The 442-nt window shown below is 54.8% G+C and carries 1 protein-coding gene; it reads right to left on the bottom strand.

The genetic code is table 11. The annotated features are described in order from the left end of the window. Positions 1-206: 206 nt before the first annotated feature. A partial coding sequence (locus AC1DBD_RS17810; protein WP_476982719.1) for a hypothetical protein occupies positions 207-442 on the bottom strand: 236 nt, incomplete at its 5' end.

The raw sequence follows: 442 nt of genomic DNA, 5'->3' as shown, positions 1-442 counted from the left end.
TAGACGCCCTTCACCGCACACCAGTTTGTACCGCTCGCCTCCATCTGCCGCTGCGCGAGGTGTCACAGTAATAGTCTTCTTCAGACCTATGGTCTTGATGTTCTCAACGATCTCGTCGAACACCTTCCCGTTGCGTTCTCTCGGATTCAGTACTTCGACCCGGTCGATCGGGATCATGCGTACCTCGCCTGGCTGTTGTCTCTCTGTCATGCCGCTCTCCGGAGTCTCGAGCGAGCCGCCATGCCATAGAGGTAGTCCAGATTGTCAAATCGATAACTTTCCAATTCGGCGGGGTTGCGTTCAGCAAGACTGATACGCGGTCGACAGAAGTCCAAACGTGGAAGCAGGTAGTAGTCCAGGATGGAGTTGTTTTCCTGGTCCAACCGTACAGCGACGGTTATGTCGGGAGCGAGGCTTGTGTCAAATCGCACTTTCCAGCGGT

The organism is Arthrobacter sp. 10T419, from assembly GCF_056394105.1.
This window is presented reverse-complemented; position numbering and strand designations above follow the sequence as displayed.